The following is a 16,957-nucleotide window of genomic DNA, read 5'->3' on the forward strand; positions in this document are numbered from 1 at the left end:
CGTCAGCCGGCATGAAAGGATGCCGGCGGGTGCTTCGCCAGTTCTGCAAGCAGCAAGGTCCAGGCCCGTGTCCCTTGCTGGATGGACGCCAGCCGGAAGAACTCGTTCGGCGCATGCACGTCTTCATCGGGCAGGTTGAAGCCGAACATCAGCGTGTCGATGCCCAGCATCTCCTTGAAGATCGACGTGACCGGCACGCTCGCGCCGAGCCGCACGTGAACGGGGCGCCGGCCGCTCTCGCGTTCGAGCACCGCTTCGGCTGCGCGCACCAGCGGGTGGTCCGGCGCGAGGGTGGAGGCGGGTGAGCCGTCGTTCAGGGCCACCACGTCGAGCGTGCAGCCGGGCGGGCAGTGCCGCTGCAGGTGGCGCAGCACCGCGTGGATCACGGCGCGCGGGTCCTGCCCCGCGACCACGCGCGTGGTGAGCTTGGCCTGCGCCTCGCAGGGCACGATGGTCTTGCCGCCACCGCCCGTGTAGCCGCCCCACAGGCCGTTGACGTCGAGTGCGGGCCGCAGCGTGATGCGCTCGCGGGCGGTGTATTCGGGCTCGCCGTGCGCGCCGGCGCCGACATCAGAAAAGAACGCGGCTTCGTCGTAGGGGAACGCCGCGGTATCGGCACGCTGCCTGGCGTTGAGTGGCAGCACGCCCTCGTAGAAGCCTTCGACCGCCACGCCGCCATCCGCGTGGTGCAGCGATGCGACCAGCCGCGCCATCTCGTGCAGCGCGTTGCGCACGCCGCCGCCGTAGCGGCCTGAATGCAGGTCCTTGTGCGCGGTGCGCAACCGCACCTCGAGCTGCGAGTTGCCGCGCGCACCGGTGTTGATCGTCGGCACCTGCGCGCTCGCGCGCCCGCCGTCGGCCGACAGCACCGCATCGGCCTGCAGCAGCGCCCGGTGGCGCTCGACGAGGGTTCGCAGCGAGGGGCTGCCCGTTTCCTCCTCGCCTTCGAGGAACACCTTGATGTTCACCGGGCACCGGCCCTGCACCGCGAGAAACGAGGCGATCACCTCGAGTGCGATGGTGGTCGAGCCCTTCACGTCGGAGGTGCCTCGGCCGTAGAGCCGGTCGTCCACTTCCGTGGGCTCGAACGGCGGCGTGCGCCACTGCGCGACGGGATCGGCCGGCTGCACGTCGTAGTGGCCGTAGACCATCAGCGTGGGTTGGCCGGGCGCGCCATTCCATTCGCCGTACACGGCGGGCTCGCCGTCGCCGTCGAGCAGGCGCACGCCGGCCAGGCCGATCTGCTGCAGCCGCTCGACGAGGAAGCGCCGCGCCTCGTGCATGCCCGGCGCGAAGGCCGGGTCGGCGCTCACGCTCGGGATGCGCAGGAAGTCCTTGAGCCACGCCACGATCTGCGGCTGGCGAGCGTCGAGGTGGTCGATGACGTGTTGTTCGTTCATGGATGGAGGAGTGAATGCGGTGGGTTCGTCAGTACAGCGGCGGGAACACGTCCGGCCCCCACAGCGTGTCGCACTTGTGCGTGTGCTCGAACGCGTTGCTCGATGTCTTGACGGTGGGGTAGGTGAACTCCATCAGCGCGCGGCCCGACGGCCCCATGGAGCGCGGCCAGCGCGTCGTGACGTTGCGGCCATCCCCGTTCGGGTCGCCGTGCTTCGCGAAGTTGAGGAGGTAAGCGACCATCTGCGCCGACAGCGCCTTGCGCTGTGCGGTGGTGGTTGCGTCGGGCGTGGCGCTGCCCGGGTCGAAGTACGGGTACGTGGGCAGCGCGTCGACCGTGCCGGTCAGGTAGTAGCTGTCCATGCCGTGCGCGGTGCCGTAGAAGAAGGCCGTGGGGCTCGTCGGAAACGACAGCTGCGGATCGGTCATCTCCCAGCCGTACACCGGCACCCAGGCCGCGAGCGCATCGCGCCGCGCGCTGTTGCCGCAGGCGTACATCGCGTCGCCCATGGCGCGCGCGATGCCTTGCGCCGGCACGGCGTAGTTGCCGATCGGGTAGGCCGCCTCGATGGCCGTGGTGTCGTAGCCGGCCGGCGCGAGCCCGCGCAGGTACAGCGGGTAGTAGGTGGCGCTCAGCTTCGTGTCGACGAACAGCGTGCCCTCGTCGCGCACGCCGCCGATCATCACGGGCACCTGGTTGAAGTTGCCGGTCGCGAAGGCGCGTGCGGGCACCTGCGTGAGGACCTGTGCGTCGACCGTGGGCCGCCACTTGAGCGTGCCCTGTGCGAGCAGCGCCGACACCGGCAGTGCCCGCAGGCAGGCGACCACGTCGGCGGCGCCGCTGCATCCGAGGTTCTGCACGGCGGTGTCGCCGACGGCCAGCGAGGTGTCCATGCTCGGGTTCGAGTACTCGGCCGCGCCGCCGCTTTGCATCACCGCGCGCTGGAACAGCCCCTTGGCCTTCGGCGACTGCAGCAACGAGAAGCTCTGCGTCGCGCCTGCCGAGGTGCCCCACAGCGTGACGTTGCCCGCATCGCCGCCGAAGGCCGCGATGTTCTTCTGCACCCAGCCGAGCGCGGCCAGTTGGTCCATCACCGCGAAGTTGCCGAGGCTGCCGTCCTTGTTGGCTGCGCGCAATGCCTTGTTCGCGAGGTAGCCGAGCGCGCCGAGCCGGTAGTTGAGGCTGACGACGACCACGCCGCGGCTCGCCAGCGGGCTCGGGCCCATCTCGCCCGAACCCAGCGTGAACGCGCCGCCGTGGATGTAGAAGATCACCGGCAGCTTGTCGCCGGGCTTCGTGCCTGCGGGCTTCCACACGTTGAGATAGAGGCAGTCTTCGACGATCGGTGACGACACCGCGCCGGGGGCTTGCGGGCACGCATGGCCGAAGGCCCTGGCCTGCAGCGTGGCCGCGTGTGCGGCCGGCGGTTGCGGCGGTGCCCAGCGCAAGGCGCCCACCGGCGGCTGCGCGTAGGGAATGCCGAGGAACGACACCATGTCCGAGCCGGCGCTGCCCGCGACCTTGCCCTCGGTGGTGACCGCGACCGTGAGGTCGTCCGGCGCCGGCGCGGGGGCCTCCGGTGCGGGGCTCGCGGCCGGCGGCAGCGCGATGCCGCCGAAACCGGTGCTGCCGCCACCGCCGCCGCACGCCGAGAGCGACAGCGCGATCGTCAGCACCAGGCCATTGATGTGTCTCGTCTTCATGAATGCACCTCTTGTTCTTGCGTGGAGCGGGGGCTCAGGGCGACTCGTAGCCGATGGCCTTGACGAGGTCGCGATAGCGCGCGATCTCGGCGGCGTAGAACTGCTCTCCCGCCTCCAGGCTCATCGGCTCGAAGACGGTCTTGGCCTGCGATTCCAGCTGCGCGCGCGCCTGCGGGTTCTTCAGCGCGGCGGCGATCGCGGCGTTGAGCCGTTCGGCCACCGGCCGCGGCGTGCCCTTGCGCACCACGTACGAGGTCCAGATGCTGAAGTCGAAGTCCTTCATGTCCTTGCTCTGCGCGCTGGTCTGCACCGTGTCGAACGGCGCGGGCAGGCGCTTGCCGGGCGACAGCGAGCCGATCACGCGCAGGCGGCCCTGCTTCACATAGTCGGCATAGAAGGCCTGGTACGGCATGAACGCGAAGTCGATCTGCCCGCCGATCAGGTCCTGCAGGAGGGGTGCGCCGCCCTTGTAGGGCACGTGCGTGGCAGGCGCGCCGGTGCGTTTCGTGAAGAGCTCGCCGAGCAGGTGATACAGCGTGCCGGCGCCCGGCGTGCCGTAGCTCAGCGGTGCGTCCTTGCGCGAGCGCGCCAGCGCCACGAACTCATCGAGCGAGTGCGCCGGCAGCTGGCTGTTGACCATCAGCACCAGGGGCGAGGTGGCCACCGGCGCGATCCACTGGAAGTCCTCGGGCTTGTAGCGCGTGCTCTTGTTCACCAGCCCCGACAGGATCAGCTCGTTGGGCGAGCCCTGGAACAGAAAGTGGCCGTCGGCCGGCGCCGCCAGCACCTTGCCCGCGGCGATGGCGCCGCTCGCGCCACCGAGGTTCTCGACGATCACCTGCCCGCCGAGCGCCTTGCCGACCAGGTCGTTCAGGGCCCGCGCGGTGAAGTCGCTGGCCGCGCCCGCCGGGTAGGGAACCATCATCGTGACGACCTTCGAGGGGTAGGGCCCCTGCGCTTGTGGCTGCGCCATCGCCGCCGTGCCGCAGCCTAGAAAAGCCAGCGCGCAAAGCCATTGACCGAACCGCTTCATGGGGAAATTCCTTGGTCCAAAGTAGTACGCGATGGATGCTAGGAATCGCATGAATATCTGTCCAATGCATTGTTTTTGTCATTACCATGAGTGCGCCTCATGCGTATGACAAAGAGCGGCCCGCCATGAACCTCCAGCAACTCGACCACCTGCTCGCGCTCGCCGAAACCGGGTCCTTCAGCCGCGCGTCCGAGAAGGTGCACCTGACGCAGCCGGCGCTCAGCCGCAGCATCCAGATGCTCGAGCAGGAGCTCGGCATGCAGCTCGTCGACCGCATCGGCAAGCGCAACGAGCTCACGCCGTTCGGCGCCATGGTGCTGGCGCGCGCCAAGCGCATCTCGATGGAGACGCATGAACTCAAGCGCGCCGCCGCGCTGCTGGCCGACGGGCAGGCCGGCTCGGTGCGGCTGGGGCTCGGTGCCGCACCGGGCGCCTTGTTCTCGTCGCCGTTGCTGATTCACATGCTGCGCCACCACCCACGTGTGGGCCTGCAGCTGCACGGCGGCGGGCCCGACCTGCAACTGGCGGCACTGCGCGCGCGCACGCTGGATGCGCTGGTGCTCACCTACCGCGCGGTGTCACCGCGGGAAGACCTGCACATCGACGTGCTGCCGACGCTGCGCTCCGGCTTCGTCTGCCGGCGCGGTCATCCGCTGCTCGCGAAGGGCCGCGGCACGCCGGTGGGCTTCGACGACCTCGTGCGCTACCCGGTGGTCTCGACGATGGTCAGCGACGACGTGGCGCGCATCCTGGTCGAGCGCTACGGCAGCGACGCGAGCCCGCAGCGCTGGCTGCATGTGTCGTCGGAAGACATCGGCGCGCTGATCGATGCCGTGCGCAACACCGACGCGATCTTCCTAGGCGTGCTCGCGGCCACCCGCGCGCTGCAGGACAGCGGCGAACTGGCCGAGTTGACGGTGGCGCCCGCGGCGGGGCTCAGCGCGCAGTTCGCCTTCGTCACGCTCGAAGGCCGCACCGAGGCCCCTGCACTGCGGCTGGTGCGCGATTTCTGCGTCGGGCTCGCGCAGGCCGGTGCCGATCCATCCGCGGCGCCATCGACCTGATCTGCCCGCGCAGCGATTCGAACCGGCGCCGGGACCACCGCCGTTGCAGGCTATGCGTGCTGCTTGCCGAGCAAGCTCGCCATCAGGTCCACCGGCAGCGGAAACACGATGGTCGTGTTCTTGTCCGAGCCGATCACCGTGAGCGTTTCCAGGTAGCGCAACTGGATGGCCTGCGGCTCCTGCGCCAGCACGCGCGCGGCCTGGAACAGCTTCTCGGACGCCTGCAGCTCGCCTTCGGCATGGATCACCTTGGCGCGGCGTTCGCGTTCCGCCTCGGCCTGCCGTGCGATGGCGCGGATCATGGATTCGGTGAGGTCGATCTGCTTGATTTCGACGTTCGACACCTTGATGCCCCATGACGCCGTCTGCACGTCCAGCGACTCGCGCACATCCAGGTTGAGCTTCTCGCGCTCGGCCAGCATGTCGTCCAGCTGGTGCTTGCCGAGCACCGAGCGCAGCGTGGTCTGGGCCAGCTGGCTGGTCGCGTTGAAGAAGTCCTTGACCTCGATGATGGCCTTGGCCGCATCGACGATGCGGAAGTAGACGACCGCGCTGACCTTCACCGACACGTTGTCGCGCGAGATCACATCCTGCGTCGGCACTTCGAGCACCACGGTGCGCAGGTCGACGCGCACCACCTGCTGGATGGCCGGGATCACGAACACCAGTCCCGGCCCTGCTACCTTCGAGAAGCGCCCCAGGGTGAACACGATGCCGCGCTCGTACTCCCGGAAGATCCATATCGCCGAAAAGAGCAGCGCCGCCAGCAGGACCAGAACGACGGCGCCGATGCCATAAGTGAAAGAGAGCATGGTGATCTCCCGCGACTCAGCAAAGGTGCTGAACGGTTGGACACCCGCTGCGCAGCGGCGTTCCGGCCGGGCCGAAATGAAGGTCGCTACACCCACCCCAGCTGCCGCGCCGCCAGCTCCTTCATGATCTCCTCGGCCCCGCCGCCGATCATCATCACCTTGACCTCGCGGTAGACGCGCTCGCTCACGGTGCCGCGCATGAAGCCCATGCCGCCGAGGATCTGCACCGCCTGGTCGGCACAGAACTGCATGGTCTGCGTGGCGTGGTTCTTGAGCAGGCAGACCTGCGCCACCCACTCGGGCGCGTTGATGCGGCCCGCCGCCTCGTGCGCGTCGCCCTCGGCGGACACGGCCTCGAGCCAGGCTTCGGTCGAGGCGATGCGCATCTGCATGTCGACCAGCTTGTGGCGCACGGCCTGGTGCTCGATGAGCGCGGCGCCGAAGGTCTTGCGCTCGCGCGACCAGGCCAGCGCCTCGTCCAGGCAGGCCTGCGCGAAGCCCAGCGCGCCGGCCGCGAGCCCGACGCGCTCGCCGTTGAAGTTACCCATGACCATGCGGAACCCGCCGCCTTCTTCGCCGAGCAGGTAGCGCGCGGGCACGCGCACGTTGTCGAAGTGCAGCGTGGCGGTGTCGGAGCACAGCCAGCCCATCTTCGCGAGCCGGGTGCGCGAAAGGCCGGGCGCGTCGCCCGGCACCAGCAGCATCGAGAGCCCGCCCGCGCCGCGACCTTCGCCGGTGCGCACGGCCACGGTGATCCAGTCGGCGCGCATGCCCGAGGTGATGAAGGTCTTCTCGCCGTTCAGCACGTAGTGATCGCCGTCGCGCTTGGCCGTCGTGCGCACCGCGGCCACGTCGGAGCCGCCGCCGGGTTCGGTGATCGCAAGCGCGGCGATCTTCTCGCCGCGCAGCACCGCGGGCACGACCTCGTGGCGCACCGCGTCGCTGGCATGCAGCACCACGGGCGGCAGGCCGATGTTGTGCGAGAACAGACTCGCGAGCACGCCGCCGCTGTGGCCGTGGCGCGCGAGCGCGACCCACGCCGGCAGCTTCAGCGCATACGAGGCGGGCGTGCCGCCGAGTGCTTCCGGGTAGCCCAGGCCCAGCAGGCCCAGCTCGGCCGCGCGGGCGTACAGCGCGCGCGGGAATTCGCCGGCCTCGTCCCAGGCCTGCACGTTCGGTGCGATCTCGGTCTGGGCGAAGCGGCGCACCGTGTCGGCGAGCGCCGCACGGTCGGCCTGCAGTTCCGCGTCCATGTCGCTCAGCCGCGCGGCGGGCGCTTGGCGATGCCCATGGTCTTGGCGAGGATGCCGAGCATCACCTCGTCGGCGCCGCCGCCGATCGAGCCCAGGCGGCCGTCGCGGTACAGGCGCGAGACGCGGTTCTCCAGCGTGAAGCCCATGCCGCCCCAGAACTGCAGGCAGGTGTCGGCCACCTGGCGCGTGAGGCGGCCGGTCTTGAGCTTGGCCATCGAGGCGAGCTCGAGCACGTCCTCGCCCTTCACATGCAGGTCGCAGGCGCGGTAGGTGAGGGCGCGCAGCGCTTCCACCTCGGTCTTGAGCTCGGCCAGCTTGAACTGCACCCACTGCTGGTCGGCCAGCGTGGCGCCGAACATCTGGCGCTGCTGTGCCCACTCGATGGTCTGCGTGATGCAGTCGTCCATCGGCGCGAGCGAGCTGGCCGCGCACCACAGGCGCTCTTCCTGGAACTGCTGCATCTGGTAGACGAAGCCCTGGCCTTCCTCGCCGATGCGGTAGCGCTGCGGCACGCGCACGTTGTCGAAGTAGATGAGGCCGGTGTCGCTCGAGTCCATGCCGATCTTGCGGATCTTCTTGGCCTTCTCGATGCCGGGCAGGTTCATCGGCACCATCACGAGCGACTTGTTGCGGTGCACCGGGCCTTCGCTGGTGTTGACCAGCATGCACATCCAGTCGGCCTGCAGGCTGTTGGTGATCCACATCTTCTGGCCGGTGATGAGGTAGTCGTCGCCGTCCTTCTTCGCATAGGTCTTCAGGCCCGCCACGTCGCTGCCCGCGCCGGGCTCGCTCACGCCGATGCAGCCGACCGTGTCGCCCGCGATGGCGGGCACCAGGAACTCGCGGCGCAACTCGTCGCTGCCGAAGCGCGCGAGCGCGGGCGTGCACATGTCGGTCTGCACGCCGATGGCCATCGGCACGCCGCCGCAGCTGATGTGGCCCAGCCCTTCGGCGAAGGCCATCGCAAACGAATAGTCGAGCCCGGCGCCGCCGAAGGCCTCGGGCTTGTTCAGGCCCAGCAGGCCGAGGCTGCCGAGCTTCTTGAAGACCTCGTGCGCGGGAAAGATCTCGGCCTCTTCCCATTCGTCGACATGGGGGTTGATCTCCTCGTCGATGAACCGGCGCAGGGTGTTCTGCATCTCGAGGTGTTCATGGGTGTACTGCATCACTGGTCTCCGTTCGTTCGCTCGTTACTTGTCCTGGAACACGCGCGGTGTCTGCGCGAGGTGAAAGCCGTCGTAGGGCCGCACCGCGGGGCGCTGCTGCGCCTGCGCGTCGGGCAGCGCCATGGGCCAGCCCATGCGCGCCTGCGGGCGCGCGCCGTCCACGCGCAGCACGGTGCCGCTGATGAAGGCGGCGGCCGGGCCCAGCAGGAAGGCGATGGCGGCGGAGGTCTCGGCCTCGTTGCCGAAGCGGCCGGCCGGCACGGTCTTGCGCATGGCGCGCAGCATGTCGCCGGCCTCGGGCGGGTAGTGGTCCATGCCGCTGGAGGCGATGTAGCCCGGCGCCACGGCGTTCACGCGCACGCCGCTCACGGCCCATTCGGCGGCGGCGGTCTCGGTGAAGCTCACCATGCCGGCGCGCGCGGCGCCGCTGTGGCCCATGTTCGGCATCGACCCCCAGATGTCGGCCACGATGTTGACGATGGCGCCGCCGGTCGCCTGCATGCTCTGCAGGTAGCACTCGCGCGCCACCAGGAAGCCGCCCGTGAGGTTGGTGTGGATCACCGCCTCCCAGCCCTTGGCCGAGATGGCGGCCAGCGGCGTGATGTACTGGCCGCCCGCGTTGTTGACCAGCCCGTCGATGCGCCCGTGCGCCGCGACGATGGCCTTCACGGCCTCGCGCACCGCGTCTTCCTGGCGGATGTCGAAGGCCTGCGTGCTGGCGTTGCCGCCGGCGGCCTCGATCTCGGCGCGCACCGCGTCGAGCTTCTCGGGCTTGCGGCCCACCAGCACCACGTGGGCGCCGAGCGAGGCCAGTTCGTGCGCGGTGCAGCGGCCGATGCCCGAGCCGCCGCCGGTGACGACGATGCATTGCCCGGCGAACAGGCCGGGCGCGAAGACGGAGCGATAGTGGGATGCGTTCATTCGACAGGTTCTCGACAAAGGGGAGGGGCCTTCAGGCCTCGGCGATCTCGGCCACGATGTGGCGCGCGGCCACCTGCGTGCCCACGGCCACATGCAGCGCCGCGACGCGGCCCGCGCGCGGCGCGCAGTGCACGTGTTCCATCTTCATGGCTTCGAGCGTGACCAGCGGCTGGCCTGCCGAGACGGTGTCGCCCTCGGCGGCCAGCAGGGCGACCACGCGGCCGTTCATCGAGGCGCGCAGCAGGCCGTCGCCGCCGCCCGCGTCGGCGCGCGGAACGGCCACGTGCGTGAGGTCGTCGAGGCGGTGGGCGCGGCCGTCGAAATGGAAGTCGACGCGTTCGGCGCACCGCACGACCTGCGCCTGCGCGGCCACGCCGTCGCAGGCGAAGCGCAGCAGGCCGTCGTCCGACAGCGCCAGCAGCGCGAGCGTGGCCGGCTCGGCGTCGTCCAGCACGACCTCGAAATGCGCCGCGCCGCGCGGCGTCACGCGTGCCGTGTCCACGGCGCCGTCGAGCGAAAAGCGCAGGGCGTTGGGCAGCGTATGCGCCAGTGGCGAAGGCCAGCCGCGCGCGCCGGTCTGCAGCAGCAGGGCCGCGAGCAGGGCGGCGCGCGTGTCGGCTGCCGCGTCGGCGGCGAGCAGCGCGTCGAGGTGGTCGCCGATGAAGGCGGTGGTCGCTCCGCCGCTCGCGAACACCGGGTGCGCGAGCGCGCGCTGCAGCAATGCCTGGTTGGTCGGCAGGCCCAGTGCGATGGTGTCGCGCAGGCCCGCCAGCAGCCGCTGTCGCGCTTCGTCGCGCGTGCGGCCCGACGCGATGAGCTTGGCGATCATCGAGTCGTAGAAGGGCGGCACCTCGGCGCCGTCGCGCAGCGCGTGCTCGGTGCGCAGCGTAGGCGACGGACGCCACGCCGTGAGCGTGCCGCTCTGCGGCAGGAAGCCCTGCTGCGGGTCTTCGGCGCACAGGCGCACCTCGATCGCATGGCCGGTGATGCGCACGTCGTCCTGCGTCAGCGTCAGCGGCTCGCCGGCCGCCACGCGCAGCTGCAGTTCGACGAGGTCCAGCCCCGTCACCGCTTCGGTCACGGGGTGCTCCACCTGCAGCCGCGTGTTCATTTCCATGAACCAGTACTGGCCCTGCGCGTCGAGCAAAAACTCCAGCGTGCCCGCGCCTTCGTAGGCGATGGCCTTGGCGGCGGCCACGGCGGTGGCGCCCATGCGCGCGCGCAGCGCGGCATCGACGGCCGGCGAGGGTGCTTCCTCGATCACCTTCTGGTGACGCCGCTGCACCGAGCAGTCGCGCTCGCCGAGGTGAATCGCGTGACCGTGGCGGTCGGCAAACACCTGGATCTCGATGTGGCGCGGCGCGACGATGGCGCGCTCCAAAATCACGGTGGCGTCGCCGAAGGCATGCAGCGCCTCGGACTGCGCGCTCTGCAGTTGCTCGGCGAAGGCGCCGGCCGCGGTCACGAGCCGCATGCCGCGCCCGCCGCCGCCGGCCGTGGCCTTGATCATCACGGGCCAGCCGATGCGCTCGGCCTCGGCGGCCAGCGTGGCGGTGCTTTGATCGTCGCCCTGGTAGCCTGGAATGCACGGCACGCCGGCCGCCTGCATGAGCCGCTTGGCGCCGGCCTTGTCGCCCATCGCGACGATGGCTTCGGGCGACGGGCCGATGAAGACCAGCCCCGCGTCGCGACACGCCTGTGCGAAGGCCGCGTTCTCGGCGAGGAAGCCATAGCCCGGGTGCACCGCGTCGGCGCCGCTGGCACGGGCCGCGGCAACGATCGCGTCGATGTTCAGGTAGCTCTGCGCGGGCAGCGGCTCGCCGATGCACACGGCCTCGTCGGCCTGGCGCACATGCTCGGCGTCTGCATCGGCGCGCGAGTACACAGCGACCGTGCGGTAGCCCATGGCGCGCGCGGTGCGCATCACGCGCACGGCGATCTCGCCGCGGTTGGCGATCAGGATCTTGTGAAAGGTGCTCATGGCCGTGCCACCGAAAACTGCATGGGTTGCGGCGCGCGCGCCTCGGCGTCGCGGCAGATCGACAGCGCCTCGGCCAGCACGGCGCGCGTGTCGCGCGGGTCGATCACGCCGTCGTCCAGCAGCAGCGCGCTGGTGGTGAAGACGCTCATCTGGCGCTCGAAGCGCTCGACGATCTGGCGCTGCATCGCGTCGATCTTGTCGCGGTCGACGGCGCCTTTGCGGGCCATGCCGGCCTCCATCACGATGGCCATGGTCTGCGCGGCCTGCTCGCCGCCCATCACGGCGGTGCGCGCGTTGGGCCAGCTGAAGCAGAAGCGCGGCGCGAAGCCGCGCCCGCACATGCCGTAGTTGCCGGCGCCGTACGAGGCGCCGCAGTGCAGCGTGATCTGCGGCACGTTGGCGCTGGTCACGGCCTGGATCATCTTGGCGCCGTGCTTGATGATGCCGGCCTCCTCGTGCGCGCGGCCCACCATGTAGCCCGTGATGTTCTGCAGGTAGACGATGGGCGTGCGCGACTGGCAGCAGGCCTGGATGAAGTGCGTGGCCTTGGTGGCGCCGTCGGAATCGATCGGGCCGTTGTTGGTGATGATGCCCACCGCATGCCCCTCGAGGCGGATGTGGCCGCAGACCGTGGCGCTGCCGTAGTGCTCGCTGAAGGCCAGGAACTCGGAGCCGTCGGCGATGCGCGCGATGACCTCGCGCATGTCCACCGGCCGGCGGCCGTCGGCGGGCATGAGGCCCATCAGCTCCTCGGCGTCGTGGCGCGGCGGCGCGAAGGTGCGCGGCGCCTGGTCGCGCGCCCAGTCGATGCCGCCGAGGATGGCGCGCGCGATGCGCAGCGCGTCGCGGTCGTCCTCGGCCAGGTAGTCGCCCAGGCCCGAGATGTGGGTGTGCATGACGGCGCCGCCCAGTTCTTCCTCGGTGGCGATCTCTCCGGTGGCGGCCTTCAGGAGCGGCGGCCCGGCCAGGAAGGCCCGGGTGCGGTCGCGCACCATCACGATGTAGTCCGACAGGCCTGTCTGGTAGGCGCCGCCCGCGGTCGACGAGCCGTGCGTCACGGTCACCACCGGCAGCCCCGCGGCCGAGAGCCGCGCGAGGTTGCGGAAGATGTTGCCGCCGCGCACGAAGTCCTGCACGCGGTACTGCATGAGGTTGGCGCCCGCGCTTTCCACCAGCTGGATGAAGGGCAGCTTGTTCTCCAGCGCGATCTCGTGCAGGCGCAGCTGCTTGTCCAGGCCCATGGGCTGCAGCGCGCCGGCGTCGATGCCGGAGTCGGAGGCGCTGATCATGCAGCGCACGCCGGCCACGCGCCCGATGCCGGCGATCAGACCGCCGCCGGGCACGCTTTTCGAAAGGTCGGGGTTGTCCTGGCCCAGGCCCGCCAGCGTGGCCAGCGGCAGGAAGGGCGCGCCGGTGTCCAGCAGCAGCGCGAGGCGTTCGCGCGGCAGCAGCTGGCCGCGCTTGGCGAAGCGCTCGGCCGAGGCGCTGGAGGCGGCCACGGCGCGGGCTTCGTGGGACCGGACCTGGTCCAGCAGCGAGAGCATGCTGGCGCGGTTGGCCTGGTAGCTGTCTCCGGCGGTGTGCAGCCGGGATTCGAGGAAGGGCATGGGGGTCTGTGCGGTGCGCGCGTGTCGTTTCGCACAGACTTTAGGAGGCGGGCCCCCGGCCCGCTTGCGCCAACTAGCTGGGGCGCACGCGCCGTTGTGCAGCGGGCGCGGCGTCGAGGCTGCTGCCCGTGACCACCCAGTAGATGAAGATCAGCACCGCGCCGGCCGTGCCGAACACCGTGAGGCCCATGTAGCTGCCGCCCAGCGAGAGCGCGTCGACCGGGGCGGCCGCCGTGCAGATCATGCTGGCCGCGCTCATGCCCACGTAGTGCATGGTGCACACCGCCACGCCCATCACGGCGGCGGCGGCCACCTGGTGGCTCAGCTTGCGCAGGTTGAAGGCCAGCCACAGCGCCGCGGCGGCGGCCGTGATGGCGATGACCACCGACAGCGCGACCATGCTGAAGTCGAAGCTCATCGTGGCCCGCATGTTCATCGCGAACATGCCCATGTAGTGCATCACGCACACGCCCAGGCCCGCCAGCAGGCTGCCGGCCAGCCAGCCCGAGCGGCTGAACTTGGCGCGCCCGCCCGCCAGGTACAGCGCAATGCCCGAGATCAGGATGGCCGCCACCAGCGACACGATGGTCAGCGGCATGTTGTAGGCGATGCCGAAGGGCAGCCGGTAGGCCAGCATGCCGATGAAGTGCATCGACCAGATGCCGATGCCCCCCAGCGCCACCGCGGCGCAGGCCACGATGGCCAGGTTGGGTTTGCCGTCGGCACCGACCATGCGCCCGGCGCAGATCAGGGCCACCAGCGAGCCGAAGAAGGAAATGACGAACGAAAGCGCGACCAGCCCCAGGGAGTATTCGGGCGATAGCACTTGGCCTACGACGAGTGGAGTCATGCGATGTCCCTTCGGAAAGAGCGCTTCGCAGACCCCGACTGCCCTATGCGATCGGAACGCTGCGACGCGTCCCGGCCAGTTTGTAATATGTGTTTATAAAAGTAAACAGAAACTTGTACTAATTGTTACCCTGAATGACAGGCCGAATTCGATAGATCGAATTGTTCCTGTCGGCCGCCACGTAGACCGTGCCGTCGCGGCCCACGGCCACGCCCGTCACCACGTACGGCGGGGGCAGGCCGGGCCCGGCGGCCAGGCCGATGGGCAGGTTCTCGGCGACGGTGCGGCGGGTGCCGGTGGCCGGGTCGATCTCGACCAGCCGGCGTGCCGCGCTCTCGGCCACGATGAAGCTGCCCCACGGCGTCTGGGCCAGACCCTCGGGCAGCGCCAGCCCGTCGGCCACGGTGCGCAGCGGCGCGCTGGCGTCCAGCGGAATGCGCAGCAGCTTGCCGGCCGCCTCAGTCACGTAGAGCGCGCCGTCCTGGCCGACCACCAGTTGCACCGGGCCGTTCAGCCCGCTAGCCAGCACTGACTTCTCTGCAAACTTCGGCCCGCTGGCGCGGGTGATGCTGCCGGTGGCGAGTTCGGCGTAGATCACGCTGCCGTCGGGCATGGGCAGCGCATCGAACGGGGCCTTCAGGCCGTGGATCGTCTCGATCGTCTTCAGCGTCTGGCGGTCGACCAGCTGCACCGAGCCCGTGAACCACGAGGTCAGCGCGAACAGCCTGGGCGACAGGCCGACTGCGAAGGGGTAGTCGAGTTCGGGGTCGCGCTGCATGCGGAACACGTCGCGCACCTCGCCGGTGCGCACGTCGACCTGCCGGAAGCCGAAGACGTCGGCCACCCACAGGTCGTTGCCGTCGATCTTCAGGCCCGCGGGCACCGCCACCTTGCCGCTGGTGAGCGTGCGCAGCGCGCCGGTGGCGGGGTTGAAGGCCTGCACCTCGTTGTTGGCCATGTTCGAAACGTAGATGGTCCCGTCCGGAGCGATGGCCAGGTTGTCGAGCGACGGGCGCAGCTGCTTGGCCACGGTCTTCTTGCCGCTCGCAAGATCGACCTTCACCAGTTCGCCGCTGCGCGCATCGACCACCCAGAGGTTGCCCTTGCCGTCGAGGTTGGCGGCGGCCGGGATCTTGAAGCCGTCGGCGATCACGGTCAGATTGCCGTTCGCCGGGTCGATCTTCACGACCTGGCCCTTGAACCACAGCGGGCCGTAGAGCAGGCCGTCGGGCCCGACCTCGAAGCCGTTGAAGCCGCCCATGTCCTTCTTGATGAGCCGGGGCGGCTGCTTGCCTTCGCGGTCGATCTCCCACAGCGCGTCGCCCAGGAACACCTGCGAGGCGTAGAGCTTGCCGTTCTTGCGATCGAAGTCGAGCGAGTTCAGCCCGGGCAGATCCTTGGCGAGCACGCGCAGCGGCGCGCTGTCGTTTTCGCGGTAGCGCAGCATGCCCATGAGGTAGTTGGTCCAGGCCAACTCGCCCGTCGGGCCGACCGCGATGTCGTCGGCCTGGCCCTCGGGCGCATCGATCAGCACCTTGGCGGCGCCGGTCTGGCGGTCGACCTCCCACAGCGTGTTGCCGAGCACGGAGCCCGCCAGCAGCCGGCCCTTCGCATCGATGGCCAGGCCGTGCACGCCCGCGAAGGACGACGGGGCCACGAGCACCTCGGGCGCGGCCCACGCGGCGGGGCGCTTGGGTGGCGGCGACAGCGAACTGCAGGCGGCGAGCAGGGCGAGGGCGGCGGTCAGCGCGGCAGCGCGGATCGAGCGACGGGGCATGGCGATCTCCTCTGGGGTTGGCGTTGTGGATGCGGCAGTGCGCCCGCAGTCTAGGAGCCGGAAGAGGCCGCGCAGTCGCTCGCGGGACAAGACGCGGACTTTCGTCCGCTGCGGATAACCCGCTGCACCCGGTGATTTTTCAGCCGCGCAGCAGCTGCGTCGCCGTGTGGATCAGCAGCCCCACCAGCCCGCCCACCAGCGTGCCGTTGATGCGGATGAACTGCAGGTCGCGCCCGATGTGGCGCTCGAGTTCGTCGGTCATCTCGTGCGCATTCCACTCGCCCACGCGCTCCTCGATGTAACGGCGGATGTCCTCGCGGTAGCGCTCGATGGCCGCCGGCGCGGCGGCTTCGAGCTGCTCGTTGATCCAGGCGCGGATCGCCGCGTCGTTCTGCAGCCGCTGGCCCAGCGCGCCGGCCATCGTCGCGATGCGCTGGCGGATGGTCGAGTCGGCGCGCCCGAGGTCGTCGTGCAGCCAGCCCAGCAGCTCGCCCCACAGGCCGTGCAGGTAGTCGCCCAGCGCGGGGTGCGCAATGAGCTCGGCGCGGATCTGCTCGCCGCGCTGCTGGAACTCGGGGTCCAGCTTCAGGCGCACCACGAAGTCGTCCACGAAATGGTCGAAGCGCCGGCGCATCGGATGGTCGGGCTCGGCCGCCAGCTCGGCCAGCGTGCGCGCGATGGCGGCCACGATCTTGCGCGTGGCGAGCTTGGCCGCCACCTGGTCCAGGCCCACGTAGCGCAGCGTCTTGATCTCGCGCGCGATGGCCTCGGTGATGTGCGCCTGCACCTCCTCGCCGTCGAGCAGCTCGGCCACCTGCTGCAGCACGTCGTCGAGCAGCGCCTGGTGGCGCCCGCCGGCCGTGAGCGCGTCCAGCGCCTGGCCGGTGAGGCGCGAGAGGTCGATCTTGGCCAGGCCGGCCGCGGCGGCGCGGCCCATGAAGTCGCGCACCCGTTCGTCGTCGAAGGCGGCCAGGCCGTAGCGCGTGGCGGCCACGCCCCATTCGCCGAGCCGCTCGCCGCTGGCGGGCCGGGCCAGCCACTCGGCGATGCGCCCCGCCGCGTCGAACTGGCGCAGCTTGGCCAGCACCTGGGCGGTGCTCAGGAAGTTGTCGCAGATGAAGCCCGCGAGCTTGGCGCCGATGCGGTCCTTGTTGCTCGGGATGATCGCCGTGTGCGGAATCGGCAGGCCCAGCGGGTGGCGAAACAGCGCCACCACCGCGAACCAGTCGGCAATGGCGCCGACCATCGCGGCCTCGGCAAAGGCCGCCACGTAGCCCCAGGCCGGGTGCTGGCCGTGCAGCGCGCTGGCCAGCGCATACAACGCCGCCGCCGCGCACAGCAGGCCGAGCGCGACGCGTTTCATGCGTTGCAGTGCGCCGCTGCCGTGGTCT

At 70.2% G+C, this 16,957-nt stretch carries 13 protein-coding genes; 1 reads left to right on the forward strand and 12 read right to left on the reverse strand.

Annotation, left to right across the window (positions count from 1 at the left end; translation table 11 throughout):
• Positions 1-2: 2 nt before the first annotated feature.
• Genes AC1RAD_RS00895 through AC1RAD_RS00905 form a run of 3 tightly spaced genes read right to left on the reverse strand, consistent with a single transcriptional unit; the run spans position 3 to position 4,135 of the window.
• Positions 3-1,400, reverse strand: a complete 1,398-nt coding sequence (locus tag AC1RAD_RS00895; RefSeq protein WP_492733409.1) for a dipeptidase — start codon at positions 1,398-1,400, stop codon at positions 3-5.
• Positions 1,401-1,428: 28 nt separating this feature from the next.
• On the reverse strand, positions 1,429-3,102 hold the full coding sequence (locus AC1RAD_RS00900; protein ID WP_492733411.1) for a carboxylesterase/lipase family protein: 1,674 nt from the start codon (positions 3,100-3,102) through the stop codon (positions 1,429-1,431).
• Positions 3,103-3,136: 34 nt separating this feature from the next.
• Positions 3,137-4,135, reverse strand: coding sequence for a tripartite tricarboxylate transporter substrate binding protein (locus AC1RAD_RS00905; protein WP_492733413.1), 999 nt, complete (start codon positions 4,133-4,135; stop codon positions 3,137-3,139).
• Between the two features lie 125 nt (positions 4,136-4,260).
• Here AC1RAD_RS00905 and AC1RAD_RS00910 point away from each other — a divergent pair, with 125 nt between their 5' ends.
• Complete coding sequence (locus AC1RAD_RS00910) at positions 4,261-5,199, forward strand: LysR family transcriptional regulator (protein ID WP_159278838.1); 939 nt, start codon at positions 4,261-4,263, stop codon at positions 5,197-5,199.
• A 50-nt stretch (positions 5,200-5,249) separates the two neighbouring features.
• Here the strand turns inward: AC1RAD_RS00910 and AC1RAD_RS00915 are convergent, their stop codons facing one another.
• From AC1RAD_RS00915 to AC1RAD_RS00955, 9 genes are all read right to left on the reverse strand, one after another.
• On the reverse strand, positions 5,250-6,011 hold the full coding sequence (locus AC1RAD_RS00915) for a slipin family protein (RefSeq protein ID WP_492733415.1): 762 nt from the start codon (positions 6,009-6,011) through the stop codon (positions 5,250-5,252).
• Positions 6,012-6,097: 86 nt separating this feature from the next.
• On the reverse strand, positions 6,098-7,264 hold the full coding sequence (locus AC1RAD_RS00920) for an acyl-CoA dehydrogenase family protein (protein ID WP_492733417.1): 1,167 nt from the start codon (positions 7,262-7,264) through the stop codon (positions 6,098-6,100).
• A 5-nt stretch (positions 7,265-7,269) separates the two neighbouring features.
• Positions 7,270-8,430 (reverse strand): acyl-CoA dehydrogenase family protein, encoded by a 1,161-nt coding sequence (locus AC1RAD_RS00925; protein WP_492733419.1) that lies wholly within the window; start codon positions 8,428-8,430, stop codon positions 7,270-7,272.
• A gap of 24 nt (positions 8,431-8,454) precedes the next feature.
• Complete coding sequence (locus AC1RAD_RS00930) at positions 8,455-9,351, reverse strand: SDR family oxidoreductase (protein ID WP_492733421.1); 897 nt, start codon at positions 9,349-9,351, stop codon at positions 8,455-8,457.
• Between the two features lie 31 nt (positions 9,352-9,382).
• Positions 9,383-11,332 (reverse strand): acetyl/propionyl/methylcrotonyl-CoA carboxylase subunit alpha, encoded by a 1,950-nt coding sequence (locus tag AC1RAD_RS00935; RefSeq protein WP_492733422.1) that lies wholly within the window; start codon positions 11,330-11,332, stop codon positions 9,383-9,385.
• Positions 11,329-12,939, reverse strand: a complete 1,611-nt coding sequence (locus AC1RAD_RS00940; RefSeq protein ID WP_492733424.1) for an acyl-CoA carboxylase subunit beta — start codon at positions 12,937-12,939, stop codon at positions 11,329-11,331. Before AC1RAD_RS00940 ends, AC1RAD_RS00935 begins: the two co-directional genes overlap by 4 nt.
• A gap of 73 nt (positions 12,940-13,012) precedes the next feature.
• Positions 13,013-13,789, reverse strand: coding sequence for an MHYT domain-containing protein (locus AC1RAD_RS00945; RefSeq protein WP_062472795.1), 777 nt, complete (start codon positions 13,787-13,789; stop codon positions 13,013-13,015).
• A 118-nt stretch (positions 13,790-13,907) separates the two neighbouring features.
• Complete coding sequence (locus AC1RAD_RS00950; protein ID WP_492733425.1) at positions 13,908-15,566, reverse strand: Vgb family protein; 1,659 nt, start codon at positions 15,564-15,566, stop codon at positions 13,908-13,910.
• Between the two features lie 139 nt (positions 15,567-15,705).
• A complete protein-coding gene (locus AC1RAD_RS00955) occupies positions 15,706-16,929 on the reverse strand; it encodes a DUF445 domain-containing protein (RefSeq protein ID WP_492733427.1) in 1,224 nt (407 codons plus the stop codon).
• Between the last annotated feature and the right edge of the window lie 28 nt (positions 16,930-16,957).

The sequence above is a fragment of the Variovorax sp. GW823-FHT04B03 genome (assembly GCF_058796495.1).

Coding starts and splice junctions, on each gene's coding strand:
- AC1RAD_RS00940 (WP_492733424.1), bottom strand. CDS start 12,939: ATGCCCTTCCTCGAATCCCGGCTGCACACCGCCGGAGACAGCTACCAG.
- AC1RAD_RS00950 (WP_492733425.1), bottom strand. CDS start 15,566: ATGCCCCGTCGCTCGATCCGCGCTGCCGCGCTGACCGCCGCCCTCGCC.
- AC1RAD_RS00920 (WP_492733417.1), bottom strand. CDS start 7,264: ATGGACGCGGAACTGCAGGCCGACCGTGCGGCGCTCGCCGACACGGTG.
- AC1RAD_RS00935 (WP_492733422.1), bottom strand. CDS start 11,332: ATGAGCACCTTTCACAAGATCCTGATCGCCAACCGCGGCGAGATCGCC.
- AC1RAD_RS00955 (WP_492733427.1), bottom strand. CDS start 16,929: ATGAAACGCGTCGCGCTCGGCCTGCTGTGCGCGGCGGCGGCGTTGTAT.
- AC1RAD_RS00925 (WP_492733419.1), bottom strand. CDS start 8,430: ATGCAGTACACCCATGAACACCTCGAGATGCAGAACACCCTGCGCCGG.
- AC1RAD_RS00945 (WP_062472795.1), bottom strand. CDS start 13,789: ATGACTCCACTCGTCGTAGGCCAAGTGCTATCGCCCGAATACTCCCTG.
- AC1RAD_RS00905 (WP_492733413.1), bottom strand. CDS start 4,135: ATGAAGCGGTTCGGTCAATGGCTTTGCGCGCTGGCTTTTCTAGGCTGC.
- AC1RAD_RS00900 (WP_492733411.1), bottom strand. CDS start 3,102: ATGAAGACGAGACACATCAATGGCCTGGTGCTGACGATCGCGCTGTCG.
- AC1RAD_RS00930 (WP_492733421.1), bottom strand. CDS start 9,351: ATGAACGCATCCCACTATCGCTCCGTCTTCGCGCCCGGCCTGTTCGCC.
- AC1RAD_RS00910 (WP_159278838.1), top strand. CDS start 4,261: ATGAACCTCCAGCAACTCGACCACCTGCTCGCGCTCGCCGAAACCGGG.
- AC1RAD_RS00915 (WP_492733415.1), bottom strand. CDS start 6,011: ATGCTCTCTTTCACTTATGGCATCGGCGCCGTCGTTCTGGTCCTGCTG.
- AC1RAD_RS00895 (WP_492733409.1), bottom strand. CDS start 1,400: ATGAACGAACAACACGTCATCGACCACCTCGACGCTCGCCAGCCGCAG.